General features: G+C 69.7%; 1 protein-coding gene. It reads right to left on the bottom strand.

Annotated elements, in window-relative coordinates:
* Positions 1–246 precede the first annotated feature (246 nt).
* Positions 247–1,395 (bottom strand): MFS transporter, encoded by a 1,149-nt coding sequence (locus HUK84_RS17365; RefSeq protein ID WP_176641376.1) that lies wholly within the window; start codon positions 1,393–1,395, stop codon positions 247–249.
* Positions 1,396–1,627: the final 232 nt, after the last annotated feature.

The following is a 1,627-nucleotide window of genomic DNA, read 5'->3' as shown; positions in this document are numbered from 1 at the left end:
CGCCGGTGTCACGATGCGACGAGGAGCAGGCGGCGAGGGCCAGGAGTGGAGCCAGCGCCAACGCCAGCAGCGGGCGGCCCCGCGTCGCGACGAGATGGAAGGCGGCGGCGGATGGCAGTCGGACGGTCATGATGGCCCTGGTCCCGTTTTTCGATGCCGTCTTCATATCCCGGCCCGCCAGCCCCGCCAAGCCGCCCGTTGATTTTCGCGCAATTCAGGGATTTTTTCTGTTTGATTTTCCCCGCTTCAGGCGGCGCGCCGTTCGCCGAGATGCGCCCAGACCGTCAGCAGCAGGGCGGCCAGCGCCAGGACCGCGCCGACGACCGGCAGGCCGCCATAGGACCAGGCGGTGGGCACGACCAGGCCGCCGATCCACGCGCCGGCCGCATTCCCCAGGTTAAACGCGCCCTGATTGAGGGTGGAGGCCATGTTCGGGGCCTCGGCGGCCTGCTGCACCACGCGGTATTGCAGGGGCGGCACCAGCGCGAAGACGATGATCCCCCACAGGAAGAGGGTCATCATGGACGCGGCGGGGAACCGGCTGGCCGGGATGAAGGCCAGGAGCACCGCGATCGACGCGACCAGGGTCATGATGACCGACGGCAGCAATTTCCAGTCCGCCAGGCGGCCGCCGGCCAGGTTGCCGATGGTGATGCCCGCCCCGAACAGCAGCAGCGCCACGGTGACCATGTGCGGCGACAGTCCGGCGCGGGTTTGCAGCAGCGGGGCGATGTAGGTGAACACGCTGAACAGGCTGGCCGAGCAGACGGTCGAGACCAGCATGGTGAGCTGGACCTGGAAGCGGCGCAGCACCCGCAATTCGGTCAGGATGCGCGGCGGCACGTAGTCGCGGCCGTCATGCACCAGGGCGGCGATGGCCGCGAGCGCGACGACGCCGATCGCGCAGACGGCCCAGAAGGTGGCGCGCCAGCCCGCCCATTGGCCCAGCGCGGTGCCGAAAGGGACGCCGAACACGTTGGCCAGGGTCAGCCCGGCGAAGACCAGCGACAGGGCCTGAGCGCGTTTCTCACGCGGGACCAGGTCGGCCGCGACGACGGCGGCGGTGCCGAAGAAAGCGCCATGGCAGAAGGCGGTGAGCACCCGCGCGGCCATCAGCAGCGCGTAGTTGGGCGCGATCGCGCAGCAGAAATTGCCGGCGATGAACAAGGCCATCAGGACCAGCAGGGCGGTCTTGCGGCGCAGCGGCGCGGTGGCGATGGCGACGATCGGCGCGCCGACCGTCACCCCCAGCGCATAGCCCGATACGAGCTGGCCGGCGGCGGGAATCGACACGTCCAGCGTGGCGGCCAACTGGGGCAGCAGGCCCATGATGACGAATTCGGTCGTGCCGATTCCGAAGGAGGCGAGCGCGAGGGCGAGCAGGGGTAGGGGCACGGCGTGTGGTCCGGGTTTGATCGCAATCGCGCGACGGCGATGCGCCATTGCTTCTTCCCGGTTCCGCATGGCTTGAAAAGAGCGATTATCGGATGCCCGATCGAACGGCGGCGTTTCGCGACGTTTCCGCCACAGCGGACGGGGTATGCGGCCGGGGCGGTGCGGCCGGGGGAGCGAGGATGGGTTGGATCGGGCGGTGGGCGACGGCGGCGGGACTGGCGGCGGCGGGACT

This window comes from Nguyenibacter vanlangensis (assembly GCF_013376155.1).
Taxonomy (GTDB): Bacteria; Pseudomonadota; Alphaproteobacteria; order Acetobacterales; family Acetobacteraceae; genus Gluconacetobacter; species Gluconacetobacter vanlangensis.
This window is presented reverse-complemented; position numbering and strand designations above follow the sequence as displayed.